We start from the raw sequence: 16,552 nt of genomic DNA on the forward strand, positions 1-16,552 counted from the left end.
CGGCAGGCGCTTACGACCAAAGTCTTAAGGGCCTGCCGCCAGTTGGCGGGTCGCTGCGGCCGAGGCTGTTTTGGTGCGGCGCAAGGAAGGCAGAGGGAGGCCATAGTCGAACTATTGCCCCCTCTGGCTGACGCCGCGCCGCGCCAAAACAGTCCGGCCCCGGCGGGTTGCGGCCAGCAACGCGGCGATCCGCCAATTGGTGGCAGGCCCTAACGATCTGGCAGGATGCAGATCGAGGACCAACACTCGCCGCATGAGCTCACTAGAAATGCCCAGCGCCCAATCGCATCCCGTCGTAGTGATCGCCGACGACCATCCCCTGTTCCGCGCCGCCCTGCGACTGGCGGTGGAGCGGGTATTGCCCGGCGTGGAGGTCACCGAGGCCGACAGCTACGAGGGGCTGCGCACCGCCATCAGCAAGGTGCCGGACGCCGACCTGGTGCTGCTCGACCTGCGCATGCCCGGCGTGCAGGGCTATTCCTCGCTGGTCTGGCTGCGCGCCGAGCACCCCAGCGTGCCGGTGGTGATGATCTCCGCCGAGGAAGACAGCGCCACCATCCACCGCGCGCTCGACTTCGGCGCCGCCGGCTTCATCCCCAAGTCCGCCGGCCTGGACGTGCTCACCACCGCCATCACCGCCGTGCTCGACGGCCAGTTGTGGACGCCGCCGGAAGTCGCCCCGCCGCCCACCGACAGCAACGACGCCCAGCTCGCCCGCCGCGTCGCCAGCCTCTCGCCGCAGCAGTTGAAGGTGCTGATGCACCTGGCCGACGGCCGCCTCAACAAGCAGATCGCCTACGACCTCGAAGTCACCGAGGCCACCATCAAGGCCCACGTCACCGCCATCCTGCGCAAGCTCGGCCTCTACCGCCGCACCCAAGCCGCCGTGCTGGCGCAGCGCCTGCTGCTAGCCGAGGCGGTGCCTTTGGATGTCAGCAGCTTTGCGGTGGGGGGCGAGGACGACGAGGGTTAGTTGATTCGTCGTCGCTTAGATCAACTGCCTCGATGAATTTGGCGGGGTAACTAGGGGGGGCGTTAGTGCCAGAAGCGGACGTTCGCGATTTGCGGGGATAGCGGTGGCGGCTTACCGTGAGAGGAGGAATGTTGGCGCCGTACACCTAACATCATCTCCAACGCGCTGTGGCATCAGCACCAAAATGCCCAGTTCGGCCGCCGCATGTCATTTTATTTTCGCCAAGCTTTTTTCAGGCCAAAGTTAATTGAGAAGGTGCGGGTTTGCACCCGCCAAGAGTCATATGCGACTAAAGCGGCTAACACTTACAAAATTCAAAGCATTTCAGACTGAGGACCTGACTTTGGCTCCTCTTACCTTGCTCACCGGGGCAAATAGCTCCGGAAAGACCTCTGTGTTGCAGGCCCTGTGCGCCATAACGCAGGGGCGCGAGGGCATAGGGTTTCCTGTCGATTTTCGCCTTAACGGCCCCTTGGTCCGCCTTGGTGATTTTCGCAATGTGATCCATGGGCATAAATCCAAAGGCGCCTTTGAGGTTGGCCTCGAGATTGAGCACGAGGCTGATATTGTTCGGGTCAACGGCGCATATCGCGCGGCTGAAGAAGGAGGATCGGTTACTACCAGAGCGATTACGTTAGAAGACAAACGAACTCGCCTAGAATTGTCTTGGAACCAAAAGCAGCAGGCCTTTTTTTTCGAATACCATGCGGCAGAGGGAGTAACGTCTGAGGATCGTTTGTTCGACCTATTCGGTGGAGCCTCAGTTTCGGATATTGATCCTGACATTATTACCTCGAGCTGGATATCTTCATTCCACGCACCAACCCGAGCGCGCACCACTGATTTTATTCTCCAAGAAGCGGCGAAAGCGACAAACTTCGATTTACAAAAGTACGTCGAATATGTGGAACAGCAGGCGCAAGAGCTTCAAAAAGGAAAGATTCGACTGACATCCACCTCGTTTTCCGAAGCATTCGCTGAGGTTAGAAAGCTGACGCTAGCCAATGCCGCCGTAAATAGAGTGCGGCAGCGAATTAACAAGGCTCTTCGGCAAACTACATATGTAGGCGCCGTTCGCGCGCACCCATTGCGTTATTACGCAGCGTCAACCGCATTATCAGGATTTGACCCATACGGTGAAGGGGTCTCGTTGCGCCTCGCTCAGTGGAAGGAATCCAACAGAGATCGATTTAGTGCCGTAAAAGAAGCGCTAATACAACTTGAACTTGCAACCGAGCTTAACGCAGAGACGAATCTTGGAGAGTTCGTTCAAGTGCGAGTAACACCGAAAGATCGTCAATACACAGATACCTTAGCAGACGTGGGGTTTGGTCTTTCTCAGGTTCTGCCCGTAGTGGTCTCTGACATCGGACTGGGTAAAGAGGGTACGGTTTTGATAAACCAACCCGAAGTTCATCTGCACCCCTCAAGTCAGGCGTTGCTTGGAAACTACTTCGTTTCGAGGGCGTCAACTCGACAATACATTGTCGAAACCCACAGTGAGTATTTGGTGACGAGAGTCAGGATTCTAATCGCTCAGGGGAAGATCAATGCTGATGATGTTGCGCTTTATTTTGTTTCACCTAACGCAGACTCTGACGGGCGTTTCATAAAACGCATTAGACTCGGAACTAAAGGCGAGCTTGTTGACGCACCAAAAGAATTCTTCAGGACTTACGTCGCCGATTCATATGAATTAGCGATGAGTGCCTTTGATAGGGCCTGAGGCTATGAAGGACATTTTCGTCGATACAAACATTGCCACGCTTTTCGATGATCCGCCAGATGACAAATATAAAGAGCTTTTTGTTTGGCTCAAGGATACTGGCGTACTGGTGCTTAGTCAGCACATCCTGAACGAGTACAACCGTCATGGGAATCGACTTCTGGCGGTGCTAATTCGTGATCTTGGGGATAAGGATCGTTTAAATCGCATCCCCACAAAAGACATTAAAGATTTCAACGAAGATCGTCACTACCACTACAGATGCAACGGCGAAGACATACCCAACGCTCGAGCCGTGTTTCTTAGCAAGCGCAAGTTACTAGCGAGCCAGGATGGCGATCTGCGACATGACGTCAACAACTTCCGCAAGGTTGATCGCATTCAACCAAAGGCGTTTGAGTGCCCTACTGTGAAAGATATTGAATAGCCAGCGAACCTGATTTTACCGGAAGCAGCTATGGCCAGTTGTAAATTTTTCTAGTTATAAAGCGAATCGTTTAAACGCGTAGCTGGGCTGAGCAGATTTCGCACCTTGCGCGAGTTGTAGCGACCTCGAAGATTGAAGACGGTGGGAGGTAGAGTTTTCCTGAAAGGAGCTCTACGTGAAGAAGTCGAAGTTTTCGGAAGAACAGATGGTCCGGATTCTCAAGGAGGTCGAGGCCGGGGCGAAGGTCGCTGAGACCTGTCGCAAATACGGCATCTCGGAGCCGACCTACTACGCCTGGAAGGCCAAATACGCTGGCATGGATGTCTCGCAGCTGCAGCGGCTGAAGACGCTGGAAAGCGAAAACGCCAAGCTCAAGAGGATGTATGCCGAGCTGGCGCTGGTGCATCACGCGCTGCAGGACGTTGTCTCAAAAAAGCTCTGAGCCAGGCACAGCGCATGGAGCTGTGCCTGGCGATGAAAGAGAGCCACGGAGTGAGTCTGCGGCGGGCTTGTGAGGCACTGCGGCTTTCGCGCGCCGCACCGTACTACCGATCCCGCAAACCGGACGACACGCCGGTGATCGAAGCCATCTCGACCTACATCGCCGCGAATCCGGGCGAGGGCTTCTACCTGCTGCACCGGACGTTTCGACGCGAGGGTAGGCCCTGGGGCAAATCCCGGCTCTGGCGGGTCTACCGCGAGCTTCGACTGAATCTGCCGCGTCGGGGCAAGCGACGGCTGCCGGAGCGTGTCCGCGACCCGCTGGCCGTGCCGCTGGCGCCGAACCAGACCTGGTCCGCCGATTTCATGGCCGATGCGCTCTGGTCCGGCCGTCGATTCCGGACCTTCAACGTCATCGACGACTTCAACCGTGAATCGCTGCGCATCGAAATCGACACCAGCCTGCCGGCACCGCGGGTGGTCCGGGCGCTGGATGAGCTGGTCGAGATTCGCGGAGCACCGCAGCGACTGCGGCTCGACAACGGACCGGAGCTGATCAGCCAGCTGCTGCAGCAGCGGGCGAAGCGGCACGGCGTCGAACTCGTCCACATCCAGCCCGGCAAGCCCACCCAGAACGCCTACATCGAGCGATTCAACCGATCCCTGCGAACCGAGGTGCTCGACCGCTACGTCTTCACTAGCCTCAACGAGGTCCGCCGCATGACCACCGACTGGCAACACCGCTACAACCATCACCGGCCGCATCGCAGTCTCGGCGGCCTTCCGCCCGTCGCCTACGCACAGGCAAAATCACCCACCACCTCTACCTCAGACTGTCTTCAATAAACGAGGTCGCTACAGAGTGACCGAAGCGGGCTGCTAGGAGACACACCGTCTCCCACTACCCCTCACAAACTCCGCACAAAATCCCGAATCCCGTTGAGCAGCATCTGGGTGGCGAGGATGACCAGCACCATGCCCATCAGGCGTTCCATGGCGCGGGAGCCACGGGAGCCGATGAGTTTGATCAGCCAGGGCGAGCAGACCAGTAGCAGGGTGGTGCCCAGCCAGGCGAGTACCAGGGCAACGCTCCACTCAAAGATCAGCTCCGGGCGGGTGGAGCTGAGCAGCAGCAGCACGGCGATGGTCGAAGGGCCGGCGGTGAGCGGTACGGCCAGGGGCACGATGAAGGGGTCGGTGACCTCGAACTCGCTGGCGTGCTCGGCGCCGGGGAAGATCATCCGCAGCGAGATGATGAACAGCAAAATGCCGCCGGCGATGTTCAGCGAGGGCTGCGAGAGTCCTAAGAAGGCGAGGATGCCGTTGCCGGCCAGGAGGCAGCCCATGAGGATGACCAGCGCCACCACCAACTCGCGCACGATGACCTTGGCGCGCCGCTCCGGCGCCAGCTTGGAGAGCACGGAGTTGAACACCGGCACGTTGCCGAGGGGGTCCATGATCAGGAACAGCGTCATGGCAACGGGTGCGATTTCAGCCCAGTTCATGGCGGCCCTACTGGCTCAACACGGCAACGAAGGAACAGCTCACTAGCGGCCGCCGGCAAAGTCGATGCGCTGACCACGCGGCGCCAGCACCTGCTGGCCGTCCCAAGCCAGCTCGCCGTTGACCCAGGTCTTGAGGATCTTCGCGCCCAGGCTCAAGCCTTCGAAGGGTGACCAGCCGCAGAGCGAGAGCACGTCTTCGCGCCGCACCGGCAGCTCGGCCTCGGTATCGACCAGGGTGAGGTCGGCCCAGTAGCCCTCGCGCAGAAAGCCGCGCTCCTGCACGCCGAAGCGGATCGCCGGCGCGTGGCAGGCCTTGTTGATGACCGTGTGCAGGTCCAGCTCGCCGCGCCGCACCAGGCTGAACAGCGCCGGCAGCGCGTGCTGCACCAGCGGCAGGCCGGAAGGCGCCTTCCAGTAGCCCGCAGCCTTCTCGGCGAGGGTGTGCGGCGCGTGGTCGGTGGCGATGACGTCGATGCGGCCTTCGCGCACCGCCGCCAGCAGGGCCAGGCGGTCAGCGGCGGTCTTCACCGCCGGGTTGCACTTGATGGCGGCGCCGCGCTGCTCGTAGTCGGCATCGGTGAAGAACAGGTGGTGCACGCAGACTTCGGCGGTGATCTGCTTGCCCTCCATCGGCCCGGGCGTAAAAAAGGCCATCTCCTCGGCGGTGGTCAGGTGCAGCACATGCAGCCGGGTGCCGTGCCGCTTCGCCAGACCCACGGCCAGCTCGGTGGACTTGTAGCAGGCCTCGCGCGAGCGGATGCGGCCGTGCTCGGAAAACGGCACGTCCTCGCCCCAGCGGGCGCGCGCCAGCTCCTCGTTGTGCTTGATGGTGGGGGTGTCTTCGCAGTGGGTGATGATCGGCACCTGGGCGTGGGCGAAGATGCCGTCGAGCACCACCGGATCGTCCACCAGCATGTTGCCGGTGCTCGCACCCATGAACACCTTCACGCCGGGGCTGACGCCGGGCGGCAGGCGCTTGATCTCTTCCAGATTGTCGTTGGCGCCGCCGAAGTAGAAGGCGTAGTTGCCGTGGCAGCGCCCGGCCGCCAGCGCGTACTTGGCGTCGAGCCGTTCGCGGGTGGTGGTGGTCGGGTTGGTGTTGGGCATGTCGAAGAAGCTGGTGATGCCGCCCGCCACCGCCGCCGCGCTCTCGCTGGCCAGGTTGCCCTTGTGGGTGAGGCCGGGTTCGCGGAAGTGCACCTGGTCGTCGATCATGCCGGGCATCAGCAGCTTGCCGCCGGCGTCCACCACCGCGCAGCCGGCGGGCGCGCTGATCTGGGCGGCGATCTTGGCGATGCGGCCGTTCTCCACCAGCAGGTCGCCGTGGAACTCGCGGCCTTCGTTGATCATGCGGGCATTGGTAATCAGCACGGGGACGCTCCTGGCGTGGGGGGCGGGCGAAAAGCGCCCGGACCGGCGCGCGATTATCGTCCCCCCGCCCCGCCCGGGCCAGCTTCGCCGGCCGGTGACGGCCGCCGCTCAGGCCGCGCGCAGGCGCAATTCCACCTCAAAGCCACCGCCCTCGCGGTTGCGGAACTGCACGCCGCCCTCGCCCGCCTCCACGCAGCGGCGGACGATGGCCAGGCCCAGGCCGGTGCCGCCGCTGTCGCGGGTGCGGCCGACCTAGGGCCGGTAGAAGGGTTCGCCCAGGCGCGGGGGGCTGGCGCTCATCGTGGCTGCTCCTGCGGGCGAGCACAGGCGCGACAGCAGGGCCGGCGGGATTTAGTCCGGCTTTGCAAAGCGCTCGGCGGGCTCCGCCGGTGCCCGCCACTGCGGCGCATAGGGGTCGCGGCAGAGCTGGTGCAGTTCGGCGAAGGCGTTCTGCAAGGGCACGAGGTCGTCCGGGTCCATCACCAGCAGGCGGGCGCGCACCTGGCCGCTGGTGTCGCTGCGCGCGCGGTTGGCAACGCGGTATTCGATGCAGGGCCGCTGGCCCCGGCACTGGAAGTACAGCTCGCTGCCCTCGCCGCCCACCGGCTGCGCCTCGGCGAGCGGGATGCTCTGCTGGAACTGGTCGCTCAAGTCGGCGCGGCGGCTCACCTGCAGCTCGCAGCCACTGCGGTCGAATTCGTAGCTCCAGGCCAGGTACTGCCCGACCCGCTCCCAGGTAGCGCCTTCCTGCTTGCGCAGGGTTTCCAGGATGAAATTGCGCACGTCGCGGCGCGCTTCGGTGCTGCGCTCGCCGCCCCAGGCCAGCAGCAGCGGCAGGGCCAGCAGCAGCGCCAGGCGCGACTTAGCTAGCATGGGCCAGTACCGGATCGGCGGTCAGCGCCGCCAGCGCGCGGCCACGCGCCTCGGCCGGCTCACCCGCCAGCGCCGCCACGGCGGCGTGGAAGCGCGGCCAGTCGCCGCCCTCGCGGGCAAACAGCGCGGCGAAGGCGGCGAGATGCTGGTTGTAGAGCGCGAAGGGCAGCAGCTTGGCGTTGTTCATCGGCGTAGCGAAGAAGCGGTCGTAGCCGCCCCAGCCGTTCCAGCTCGCCTTGAGGGCGGCGTAGTCCTGCGCCAATTGCGCGAAGGCCACGCTCTTGGCGGCGCGGCGCGCGGCGTCGTCACCGGCGCTGGCATAGGCGGTTTCGAGGCGCTCGCGGGTGGCGCTGAGCAGGGCGACGAAGCCGGCCTCGCGCTGCAAGGCCAGCGAGCCCTCGGCCACCTGCCCGCGCGCGGCGCGCCATTCCCGCAGGCCCTGTTCGCCAACGAAGCTGGCATAGGACTCGTTGAAGGCGGTGTCGCCGGGCAGATAGACCTTCTGGTGCGCCAGCTCGTGGAACAGGGTTTCCAGCAGGCGGTCGTCGTCCCAGCGCAACATGGTGTTGAGCAGGGGATCGTCGAACCAGCCAAGCGTGGAATAGGCCGGCACGCCGCCGATGTGGGTCTCGTAGCCCTGGGCTTGCAGGCGCTCGGCCTCGGCGCGCGCCTCGGCCTCGCTGTAATAGCCTCGGTAGGCGACGCAGCCGGCGATCGGGAAGCAGTGTTCGAGCGGCTGCAGGGACAGCTCCGGCGCGGCGAACAGGTTCCAGACCACATAGGGCCGGCCGAGATCGGCGTAGCGCCGGTAGCTGCCATTGGCAGGCAGCGCGAGACGCTGGCTGGCGTAGTCGCGCGCCTCCATCGCCAAGCCCAGGCGGCGGCGCAGCTCGGGGTCGCGCTGCGGGTCGGCGAGGATGCGGTCTATCGGCTCGCGGGCATTGAGCAGCTGCCACTGGCCGCGACCCAGATGCGCGTAGTAGTTGAGCGTGGAGCAGCTGGCCAGCCCGGCGGCGACGGCCAGCAGCAGCGCCGGCAGGCGCCAGCGCCGCGTCATCAGGAGGCTTCGCAGCCGACCCGGCTGCGCTGGCGTTCGATCTTCACCAGATTGTCCTTGGGGCTCTCACCCACCGGCGGCGGCGCCTCGCCGCGAATCTGCGCCTCGGCGTCGCGTTTCTCGGCATCGAGCAGCTGGCAGATCACGCCCTTGTTGCGGCGGATGCCGACCTCGGTCGCCGCCGGGCTGGCACTGGCCTTGGCACGCGGCTGCGAGGGCGCGGCCGGCTGGCCGGAGACCGACTTGTCGCGCACATGGGCGTCGGCGCGCTGGCCGGCGGCGCAGGGGCGATCCTGGATGCGCCGATGGCCTTCGGCGTCGCTGCACAGGTACAGGTCGGCGCTGGCCGGCGCGGCGAGCGCCAGCAGCAGCAGCCCGGCCAGGGCGCGCTTCAATCCTGCGTCCATTTGAACCCCAGTGCGCCCAGCAGGGTGAACAGCAGCGCCATCGCCGACAGTTTCAGCAGGGGCTGAAGCACGCTGGGGTCGAGCAGGTGGGCGCCGTCGAGCATGATCGCCCGCGCCGCCTCCAGCATCGGCGTCAGCGGCAGCCATTGCGCCAGCCATTGCACGAAAGCCGGCGCGCCGTCGATGGAGAAGAACACGCCGGAGAGCACCATCATCGGCCAGGACAAGAGGTTGAGCAGGCCGCCGGCGAATTCCTCGGAGGTGACCCGCGCCGCCACCATCAGGCCCAGCGCGATCATCGCGTAGCTGCCGACCACGGCGACCAGCAGCAGCGCCCAGGGGCTGCCGTCGAGCCTGAAGTGCAGAAAGGCATTGCAGCCCAGGTAGACCGCCACCGTCACCAGCAGCACCAGCACCAGGCGCGACAGCAGCTGCGCGACGATGAACTCGGCGGCGGTCAGCGGCGTGGCGTTGAGGCGCTTCAGATAGCCGGACTTGCGGTAACGGACGATTACATAGCCGGTGCCGAACAGGCAGGAGAACATCAGGTTCATGCCCAGCACGCCGGGTGCTGCCCAGTCGACGTAGCGGATGCGCGCGCCCTGCACTTCCTGGCGCCGCAAGGGCTCGCCGGCGACGCCGTGCAGCAGCAGCTCCAAGACCGCGCCGTTGTGCGACTCCGGGTTGACCCAGTACTGCATGTGCGCCAAGTCCACCGCCAGGTCGATGCGGTGGCGCTGCACCTTGGCCTGCGCTGTTTCCAGGCTGGCCTCGCGGTAGAAGCTTACCGAGGGCGTGCCCAGAAAGGGATGGGTGTCGGCGCTCAGCGGCACCGTCTCCGGCGCCAGCACCGCCACCGTGAACAGAGGCTTGCCCGGCCCGGAGAAGATCACCGCGAAGCCGGCCACCATCAACAGCGGCAAGGCGAAGTTCCAGGCCATGGTGCCGCGGTCGCGCAGGAATTCCAGGCTGCGCGCCCAGGTCAGCGCGAGGATGTGGACGGGATTCATGCGCCGCGCCTCATGCCCGCAACTCCTTGCCGGTCAGCTCCAGGAACAGATCCTCGAGCGTGCGCGGACGGATGCGCAGCTGGTCCAGCGGGGTGCCGGCCTTTTGCAGTATCGCCAGCGCGCCACCGATGTCGCGAGTCGACAGCTCGGCCCAGTCGCCACGCAGCACGAAGGGCAGCTCGCTGCCGGCGCGCAGGGCATCGGCGGCCGGCAGCTCCAGCACCGAGTCGTCGAAGTGCTCGGCGAGCAGGCGCTGCGGGCTGCCGCGGGCGATCAGCCGGCCGTGATCCATGATGCCGATGTCGTCGCAGAGCGCGTAGGCCTCTTCCATGTAGTGGGTGGTCAGCACCAGGGTCTTGCCCTCGGCCTTGATGCTGCGCACCAGCTCCCAGAAATTGCGCCGCGCCTGCGGGTCGAGACCGGTGGTGGGTTCGTCGAGGAACACCAGCTCGGGATCATTGACCAGGGCGATGGCCAGCAGCACCCGCTGGCGCTGGCCGCCGGAGAGCTTGTGGCTGTCGCGGTCGAGGAACTCCTCCAGCCGGCAGACCGCGATCAGCTCGTCCAGCGGCCGCTTCTTCGGGTACAGGGCCTGGAACAGCCGCAGGTTCTCGCGCACGGTGAGAAAGTCCTGCAAGGCGGTGGACTGGAACTGGATGCCGATCTTCTCGCGGTAGCGCGACTTGCCGCCGGCGATGCTCTCGCCACGGAACAGCACCTCGCCGCCGCTGGGCTTGGCCACGCCTTCGAGCAGCTCGATGGTGGTGGATTTGCCGGCGCCGTTGGGGCCCAGAAGGCCGAAGCAGATGCCCGCCGGCACCTCAAAGGAAACCCCGTCCACGGCGCGGACCTTGGGGTACTCCTTGACCAGTGCTCGGGCTTCGAGAAGGGCGGACATGGGGCGACGGCAAGCGGAAGGTGCGCATGATGACATGCGCAAGCGCGCCCCAGTTCAGCGGCGGGCGGTCAAACGACGCGAATCGGCGGCTCAGTGGCTGGGCCGCGCCTTGCTCGGGAAGCGGGCCGCAGCCTGGGCAGCCGTCGTCGTGCGGGGCTTACGCGCCCAGGCTGCGCTCGACGCCGCTGGAGCGGATCAGGCCCACCAGCTCCTCGCGCCGGTACACGCCCAGCTTGCGGTAGATGCGGGTGGCGTGATTGGCCACCGTCGATACCGCGATGCCGCAGTTGCGGGCGATGCTCTTGAAGGTCTTGCCCTCGCCCAGCGCGCGGGCGATCTGCTGCTCGCGCGGCGACAGGATGTCCAGCGCCAGCGGCTGGCGGACATGCACCAGATACAGGCCGTCCATCGCCTCCACCCGCACATGCAGGCCCTCGCGCACGTAAGCCCCGCCCTCGTCGAGCAGCGCCTCCGGCAGCGGAAAGCGGGTGGCGGCATCGGCGCCCAGCAGGGCCAGGAAGCGCTCGCTGGCGGCGTGGATCACGCCACGGGCATCGACCAGGGCGGCGGCGCCGCGGTTCTGCCGGCCCATCTCGCGCAGCCATTCGTCACGCCGCACGAACAGGCGCATCGACAGCGCCGCCGCCTCGGCGGCGTGCAGCGCCGCCTGATGCAGCCATTCGGCCGGCGGCGGCGAGGCGCCTTCCGGCCAGTGCAGGGCGAGCAGGCTGACCAGCGGCCGGCTCTCGTGCGCATAGCGCAGCACCCGCGCTGGTGGCCCGCCCGCCGGGGTCAGCAAGGTCTCGCCCTCGGCGAAGCGCAGGGCCTGCAGGGCGCTGCGGCTGAATCCGCTGTGCAGGCTCTCGGTGTAGCAGCCGCCCAGGCCCGACTCGTCGGTGGTGAGCCAGGCCGCGCCGCCGGCACCCAGCTGCTCCAGCAACAGCGCCAGCAGCCGCTGCCGGGCCAGCTGCCAGTCGGATTCGGCGGCGGTGGCGTAGACGCGGTGGATCAACCGATCGTGAGGACTCATGCGCTGCCGTGGAGGAATGGGAGCCAGCCGCACAGTGGCAAATCAGACGGACGAAGGCAATCCGCCACTGGCCCTGGGGTGCAGGCACAATTCCGCCATGCCCAGCCTGGAACAGACCATCGCCGAAGTCCGCGCCTGCCGCTTGTGCGCCGACCATCTGCCGCTGGGGCCGCGGCCGATCCTGCGAGTGGACGCGCGGCTGCGGGTGCTGATCACCGGCCAGGCGCCCGGCACCCGCGTGCATGCCAGCGGCCTGCCCTGGGACGATGCCAGCGGCGACCGCCTGCGGCAGTGGATGGCGCTCGACCGCGAGGCGTTCTACGACCAGAGCCACTACGGGGTGATGGCGATGGGCCTCTGCTATCCCGGCAAGGGCCGCGGTGGCGACCTGCCGCCGCGCCCGGAATGCGCGCCGCTCTGGCATCCCCGGGTACGGCCGCTGCTGCCGAAGCTGCGGCTGACTCTGCTGATCGGGCGCTATGCGCATCTGCACTACCTCGACGCGCGCGGCGAGACGCTGGAGCAGACCGTACGGCGCTGGCGCGAGCATCTGCCGCGCGGCTATTTCCCGCTGCCACATCCCAGCCCGCGCAACACCCTGTGGCTCCGGCGCCGGCCCTGGTTCGAGGAGGAGGTGGTGCCGGCCTTGCGGGAGGCGCTGGTGGCGGCGCTGGCCTGAGTGGGCGTAGTGCCTTTGCCCATACGTCATCTCAAGTCTTCCTCCCCCTTGTGGGGAGGGGGAAAGCTGTGGCGGAGTGCAGTGCCTTCGCGTTGGTCTGCTGGGTTGTGGTTCGCGCATTCGCGCTCTGCTGAGTCTGCTGTTGGTGCGAGCTTTTTTTCGCCCCCTGGCGACTCACTTTTCTTTGCTTGTGCAAAGAAAAGTAAGCAAAAGAAAGCACACCCCTGCGTCGCGCCCCTGCGGGGTACCCTGCGATGCTCGTGGCCGGGGGGACGCGCCCGAACTCGGCGCCCTATAGGCGCCTCGGACATGCGGGCGCTTCCATACCCCCCGTCCACTGCGCTTCTCGGCGCTTACGAAGGGGACCGGAACGTCCACAGCACGGCGGTCTTCGCCCGCCGCCAACACAACATCAAAAGCAACCGCAGGCGCGCGCTTCGCTCGCGCGATGTTGGCGTAGCCAACGAGCCTGAATGCTTTTGACTTGCCCTCCCCTTCGTGGCGCCGAGAAGCGCAGGACCAAAGGGGGATAACAGCGAGCGCATGTTCGAGGCGCCTATAGGGCGCCGAGTTCGCGAGCGGCCCCTTTGGGCCGAGCATCGCAGGTTTACCCCCGTAGGGGGCGCTACGCAGGGGTGTGCTTTCTTTTGCTTACTTTTCTTTGCACAAGCAAAGAAAAGTGAGTCGCCAAGAGGCGAAAAGAAAGCTCGCACCAACAGCGCAGCTAAAAGAGCGCGAATGCGCGAACCACACACCAGCAAACCAACGCGAAGGCACTGCACTCCGTCACTGCTTTCCCCCTCCCCGCAAGGGGGAGGGGAAAAAAGGAGTCGGCGCTAGCCGAAAGTCTCGCTAGCGCCCGTACCGCACCCTCACCGTCGCCGGCAAAAAGTCGGCGTCCTTCATCGGCAGGTTGTACTGAAACGGCGCGTCCTCGGAGAACAAGCGATTGGCGAAGTAGCGGCCGTCCTTGAGGTCGTAGGTGTAGCTGGGCACGGTGGTCACCGCCTGCACGTCGTAGAGCGGCGTCACATGACCTTCCTGGAAGCGCCAGAGATTGCCCTCGCGGTCTTCGTTCTCCACCAGCACCACGTTCCAGCTGTCTTCGTCGATGTAATAGGTGCGCTTACCGAACACATGGCGCTTGCCGCCGCGCTCGGTCGCCTCGATCACCCAGACCCGGTGCAGCTCATAGCGCGCCTCGCCCTGGTCCGGGTGGCCGCCCTTGAGCAACTGGCTGTACTTCACCCGGCCATCGGAGAGCCGGTAGGCGTTGTAGGGGATGTAGATCTCGCGCTTGCCGATCAGCTTCCACACGTAGCGGTCGAAGGCGCCGTTGTACATGTCCACCATGTCGATGAACTCCAGGCCGTCGGAGCCGGGGAACGGCTGGTCGTAGCCCACCGGCGGCACCCGGAACATCTTGCCGACGCGGGTCAGCAGCACCCAGACATCGCGCGGGTCTTTCAGCGAGTTGGCGGTCTCGTGGAACAGCGCCACGAATTCCGGACTGCCGCCGGGCTTGGCGCCACTGGTGATGCCGTAGACCAGGATGTTCTTCTTGGCGATATCGACCGGATCCTTGACGTTGCCGTAGCGGAAATAGGTGAGGAAGGTCTGCTTGGTGAGATCGCTGCGGCCGCTCGCCTGCACCACCGCCTGGGTATAGGTGGCCTTCACGGTGTCGCCGCGGTAGCGGGTGCGGTGGTTCCACATCACCTCGACGCCGTTCTGCGGCTTGGGGAAGGGAAAGCCCAGGCGCGCGCCTTCCAGCGCGTCGGAGCCGAGCAGCTTGGCCTTGCCGAGATTGGCCTGGGTGGCGTCGTAGATCGCCTGCGGATAGCTGGCGCTGCGCCGCGTCTGGTAGACCGGCATCACATAGTCGGCATAGCGCGCGAACAGCGCCTTGTGGCCCTTGGAGAGCTGCGCGGCGTACTGCGCGACATTGGCGGCGGTGATGCGGAACAGCGGCTGATCCTGCGGATAGGGATCGCTCAGGCGCTGCCCGGGCTTGTAGCTGGCCGGCGGCGTGCGCAGACCGCCGTCCCAGGCGGGAATGCGGCCATCGGCATTGCGGCCGCGCTCGGCGCCCACCGGCGTGAGCGCGCCCTCGCCGCTGCCGCCGGCGGCCACCGGCGTGGCGCCGCCTCGACTGGCCGTCTCGCCTTCCAGCGCCAGCGGCGCCTCGCCGAGCTTCTCGCCCAGCCGCACGCCGGCGGTCGCGGTGCCGCGCGGCTGGCGGCGCTCCAGCGCCATCAGCGCCTGCTCGCGGGCGGCGCCGGATTCCAGGTACTTGAGCCAGTCCTGCGCCAGCTTGCGGCTCTGCGGATATTCGGCGGCCTGGCGGAAGGCGTCCACGGCGGCCTCCACCTCGGCCTGCTGGTAGCGCGCCATCGCCAGCGTCATCCAGGCCGGGCCGGATTTGGCACCGCTGTTGATCGCCTTCTCCAGGCTTTGCGCGGCGCGCGCGTAGTCCTCCTGGTTCATCTGCAACTGGCCGAGTTGCAGCAGACGCTCGGCGCTCGGCGAGAGCCGCTGCGCCTGCTCCAGCGCGGTGCTGGCGAGGCCAGATTCGCGGGCGCGGCTCCAGAGTGCGGCCAGCGTCGAATAATTGCCGGCGTCCTTGGCCAGCACGCCCTCGTTCATCCAGCCCTGCATCAGCGAGCCGGCCTCGAAGGGCGCGCCGATCTGGGCGGTGAGATTGATCAGTTGCAGGCGCTCCTCGCTGGTCTTCAGGTGCCCCTGGCGCGCGGCCAGCTCCAGGGTGGCGGCGGCGCGCTCCTTGTCGCCGGCCTTCACCGCCATCGCCGCCAGCCGCAGCCAGTTTTCGCGCAACTGCGGCTGCGCGCGCACCTGCTCCTGCAGCAGCGGCAGGGCCTCGGCCTCGCGGCCGGTGGCGAGCAGCGCGCCGAGCAGGGCCTGCTTCCAGCTCGGGTCGGGATTGGCGCTGTCGGCGATGCCCTTCTTGAGCGCGGTGATCGCCTCCGGATAGCGCTTGAGGTCGAGATAGGCCGAGCCCAGGGCGATGAAGATCTCCGGTGAGGCGCCCGGCTCGCGGGCGCGCTTTTCCAGCGTCGGCAGTTGCGCCTTGAAGTTGCCGGTGGCGAGCGTCAGCTCGCTCAGGGCCTCGCGCACCTGCTGCGCCGCCGGGCCGGAGAGGCCGTTGGTCTTCAAGGCCTGTTCCAGCAGCGCCGCCGCCTGCTTGTAGTCCTTCTGGCTCGCCGCCTGCCCGGCCAGCTCGCGCAGGATCATCGCCTTGGCGTAGGGGTCGGCCGCGCTCTTGAGCTGTTCGCGCAGATCGACCTCCTTCTCGGCCGGTGGCGGCGCGTCCAGCTCGCGCACCTCGCTGCGGTACTGCTGCGCCCGCGCGCCGGCCGCGCCAAGCAGCAGCGCGGCGGCGAGGCCGGTACGCAGGAGGAAGTTGTTCATTGCGGGTAGTTGTAGGCGCAGTCTTCCGGGTCCATCTGCACCCGCTGCTTCACTTCCCGCGCCTTGGCATACGAGGAGTAGATCCAGTTGCTGACGCTCTCCACCGCGGCCGCCTCGTAGACGCCACGCGGATCGGCATCGACGATCTTCACGTCGCGCACCCGGCCATTGGGCATCACCGTGAACACCACCTCCACCCAACCCTTGATCTTCTGCTTGCAGGCCCATTCCGGCATCTGCGGACGTGCGGTCGAGAGCGGGATGAGATCGCGGCCTTTGAAGCTCTTGCCGCCGGCATAGCCGGCGCCGCCACCACCGTTGCCGCCACCTCCCCCGCCGCCGCCGGCGCCACCGCGCAGGAAGCCGCCGAAGGCGCCGGTACCGATGCCCAGACCGGTGGTGTCGATGTTGACCGCGACGTTCACCGGCCCGGCCTCCATCGCGACATTGGCCAGCGCCGGCGCCGAAATGCTGGGCAGCGCGGTGGTGGTCAGCGAGGGCGGCGCGTCCGGCGGCGGTGGCGGCGCCTTCTCCGGCGCTGACAGCGGATCGGGCGGCGGCGGCTCCGCTTCCGGCCGCACCTTCACCATGGCCACGCCCTCCACCTTCGGCCCTTGGGCATAGCCGCCGTGATCGGCCGGCGTGATCGCCCAGCGCAGGAAGGCGAACAGCAGCAGCACCGCGACCAGCGCAGCGAGCGGTGCCAGCAACCAGCGTCTCATGCGC

Annotated in this window: 15 protein-coding genes and 1 pseudogene; 5 read left to right on the forward strand and 11 right to left on the reverse strand. The window is 66.1% G+C overall.

The window, feature by feature from the left end:
• Positions 1-253 precede the first annotated feature (253 nt).
• From AC3WT6_RS09945 to AC3WT6_RS09960, 4 genes are all read left to right on the forward strand, one after another.
• Entirely contained in the window at positions 254-973 is a 720-nt protein-coding gene (locus tag AC3WT6_RS09945) for a response regulator transcription factor (RefSeq protein ID WP_492653419.1), read from the forward strand.
• Between the two features lie 283 nt (positions 974-1,256).
• Positions 1,257-2,699: an AAA family ATPase gene (locus tag AC3WT6_RS09950; RefSeq protein ID WP_492653420.1), complete on the forward strand. Its 1,443-nt coding sequence runs from the start codon at positions 1,257-1,259 to the stop codon at positions 2,697-2,699.
• 4 nt (positions 2,700-2,703) lie between these two features.
• Positions 2,704-3,126 (forward strand): hypothetical protein, encoded by a 423-nt coding sequence (locus tag AC3WT6_RS09955; protein ID WP_492653421.1) that lies wholly within the window; start codon positions 2,704-2,706, stop codon positions 3,124-3,126.
• A gap of 175 nt (positions 3,127-3,301) precedes the next feature.
• A protein-coding gene (locus AC3WT6_RS09960) for an IS3 family transposase (RefSeq protein ID WP_492653422.1) occupies positions 3,302-4,413 on the forward strand; the annotation gives its coding sequence in 2 pieces (ribosomal slippage) (positions 3,302-3,554 and positions 3,554-4,413; 1,113 coding nt in all).
• 62 nt (positions 4,414-4,475) lie between these two features.
• Here the strand turns inward: AC3WT6_RS09960 and AC3WT6_RS09965 are convergent.
• From AC3WT6_RS09965 to AC3WT6_RS10005, 9 genes and pseudogenes are all read right to left on the reverse strand, one after another.
• Positions 4,476-5,072, reverse strand: coding sequence for a MarC family protein (locus tag AC3WT6_RS09965; protein ID WP_492653423.1), 597 nt, complete (start codon positions 5,070-5,072; stop codon positions 4,476-4,478).
• 42 nt (positions 5,073-5,114) lie between these two features.
• Positions 5,115-6,443 carry a dihydroorotase gene (locus tag AC3WT6_RS09970; RefSeq protein ID WP_492653424.1) on the reverse strand — a complete coding sequence of 443 codons (1,329 nt, stop codon included), beginning with the start codon at positions 6,441-6,443 and terminating at the stop codon, positions 5,115-5,117.
• 108 nt (positions 6,444-6,551) lie between these two features.
• Positions 6,552-6,677: pseudogene (locus AC3WT6_RS09975) on the reverse strand (ATP-binding protein); the annotation flags it as partial.
• A gap of 117 nt (positions 6,678-6,794) precedes the next feature.
• Positions 6,795-7,316 (reverse strand): hypothetical protein, encoded by a 522-nt coding sequence (locus AC3WT6_RS09980; RefSeq protein WP_492653425.1) that lies wholly within the window; start codon positions 7,314-7,316, stop codon positions 6,795-6,797.
• Positions 7,306-8,373: an aminopeptidase gene (locus tag AC3WT6_RS09985; protein ID WP_492653426.1), complete on the reverse strand. Its 1,068-nt coding sequence runs from the start codon at positions 8,371-8,373 to the stop codon at positions 7,306-7,308. The genes AC3WT6_RS09980 and AC3WT6_RS09985 overlap by 11 nt, the downstream gene beginning before the upstream one ends.
• The gene (locus AC3WT6_RS09990) at positions 8,373-8,780 is read right to left on the reverse strand and encodes a DUF4124 domain-containing protein (RefSeq protein WP_492653427.1); all 408 of its coding nucleotides are present in this window, start codon (positions 8,778-8,780) and stop codon (positions 8,373-8,375) included. Before AC3WT6_RS09990 ends, AC3WT6_RS09985 begins: the two co-directional genes overlap by 1 nt.
• Positions 8,765-9,790: an ABC transporter permease gene (locus AC3WT6_RS09995; protein WP_492653428.1), complete on the reverse strand. Its 1,026-nt coding sequence runs from the start codon at positions 9,788-9,790 to the stop codon at positions 8,765-8,767. The genes AC3WT6_RS09990 and AC3WT6_RS09995 overlap by 16 nt, the downstream gene beginning before the upstream one ends.
• Before the next feature lie 10 nt (positions 9,791-9,800).
• Positions 9,801-10,688 carry an ABC transporter ATP-binding protein gene (locus AC3WT6_RS10000; protein WP_492653429.1) on the reverse strand — a complete coding sequence of 296 codons (888 nt, stop codon included), beginning with the start codon at positions 10,686-10,688 and terminating at the stop codon, positions 9,801-9,803.
• Positions 10,689-10,845: 157 nt separating this feature from the next.
• Positions 10,846-11,718 (reverse strand): response regulator transcription factor, encoded by an 873-nt coding sequence (locus tag AC3WT6_RS10005; RefSeq protein WP_492653430.1) that lies wholly within the window; start codon positions 11,716-11,718, stop codon positions 10,846-10,848.
• A 97-nt stretch (positions 11,719-11,815) separates the two neighbouring features.
• On the opposite strand from AC3WT6_RS10005, the gene AC3WT6_RS10010 reads away from it, so the two are divergent.
• A complete protein-coding gene (locus AC3WT6_RS10010; RefSeq protein WP_492653431.1) occupies positions 11,816-12,397 on the forward strand; it encodes a uracil-DNA glycosylase family protein in 582 nt (193 codons plus the stop codon).
• Positions 12,398-13,249: 852 nt separating this feature from the next.
• Here the strand turns inward: AC3WT6_RS10010 and AC3WT6_RS10015 are convergent.
• Positions 13,250-15,826 (reverse strand): DUF1329 domain-containing protein, encoded by a 2,577-nt coding sequence (locus AC3WT6_RS10015; RefSeq protein WP_492653432.1) that lies wholly within the window; start codon positions 15,824-15,826, stop codon positions 13,250-13,252.
• Positions 15,823-16,548 (reverse strand): energy transducer TonB, encoded by a 726-nt coding sequence (locus tag AC3WT6_RS10020; protein ID WP_492653433.1) that lies wholly within the window; start codon positions 16,546-16,548, stop codon positions 15,823-15,825. The genes AC3WT6_RS10015 and AC3WT6_RS10020 overlap by 4 nt, the downstream gene beginning before the upstream one ends.
• Between the last annotated feature and the right edge of the window lie 4 nt (positions 16,549-16,552).

This window comes from Stagnimonas sp. FW305-C-60 (assembly GCF_058782965.1).

Excerpts from the sequence above, each read along its gene's own strand:
- AC3WT6_RS09955 (WP_492653421.1), top strand. The coding sequence starts at position 2,704 with ATGAAGGACATTTTCGTCGATACAAACATTGCCACGCTTTTCGATGAT.
- AC3WT6_RS09990 (WP_492653427.1), bottom strand. The coding sequence starts at position 8,780 with ATGGACGCAGGATTGAAGCGCGCCCTGGCCGGGCTGCTGCTGCTGGCG.
- AC3WT6_RS09995 (WP_492653428.1), bottom strand. The coding sequence starts at position 9,790 with ATGAATCCCGTCCACATCCTCGCGCTGACCTGGGCGCGCAGCCTGGAA.
- AC3WT6_RS09965 (WP_492653423.1), bottom strand. The coding sequence starts at position 5,072 with ATGAACTGGGCTGAAATCGCACCCGTTGCCATGACGCTGTTCCTGATC.
- AC3WT6_RS09945 (WP_492653419.1), top strand. The coding sequence starts at position 254 with ATGAGCTCACTAGAAATGCCCAGCGCCCAATCGCATCCCGTCGTAGTG.
- AC3WT6_RS10000 (WP_492653429.1), bottom strand. The coding sequence starts at position 10,688 with ATGTCCGCCCTTCTCGAAGCCCGAGCACTGGTCAAGGAGTACCCCAAG.
- AC3WT6_RS10015 (WP_492653432.1), bottom strand. The coding sequence starts at position 15,826 with ATGAACAACTTCCTCCTGCGTACCGGCCTCGCCGCCGCGCTGCTGCTT.
- AC3WT6_RS09980 (WP_492653425.1), bottom strand. The coding sequence starts at position 7,316 with ATGCTAGCTAAGTCGCGCCTGGCGCTGCTGCTGGCCCTGCCGCTGCTG.
- AC3WT6_RS10005 (WP_492653430.1), bottom strand. The coding sequence starts at position 11,718 with ATGAGTCCTCACGATCGGTTGATCCACCGCGTCTACGCCACCGCCGCC.
- AC3WT6_RS09985 (WP_492653426.1), bottom strand. The coding sequence starts at position 8,373 with ATGACGCGGCGCTGGCGCCTGCCGGCGCTGCTGCTGGCCGTCGCCGCC.
- AC3WT6_RS09950 (WP_492653420.1), top strand. The coding sequence starts at position 1,257 with ATGCGACTAAAGCGGCTAACACTTACAAAATTCAAAGCATTTCAGACT.
- AC3WT6_RS10020 (WP_492653433.1), bottom strand. The coding sequence starts at position 16,548 with ATGAGACGCTGGTTGCTGGCACCGCTCGCTGCGCTGGTCGCGGTGCTG.
- AC3WT6_RS10010 (WP_492653431.1), top strand. The coding sequence starts at position 11,816 with ATGCCCAGCCTGGAACAGACCATCGCCGAAGTCCGCGCCTGCCGCTTG.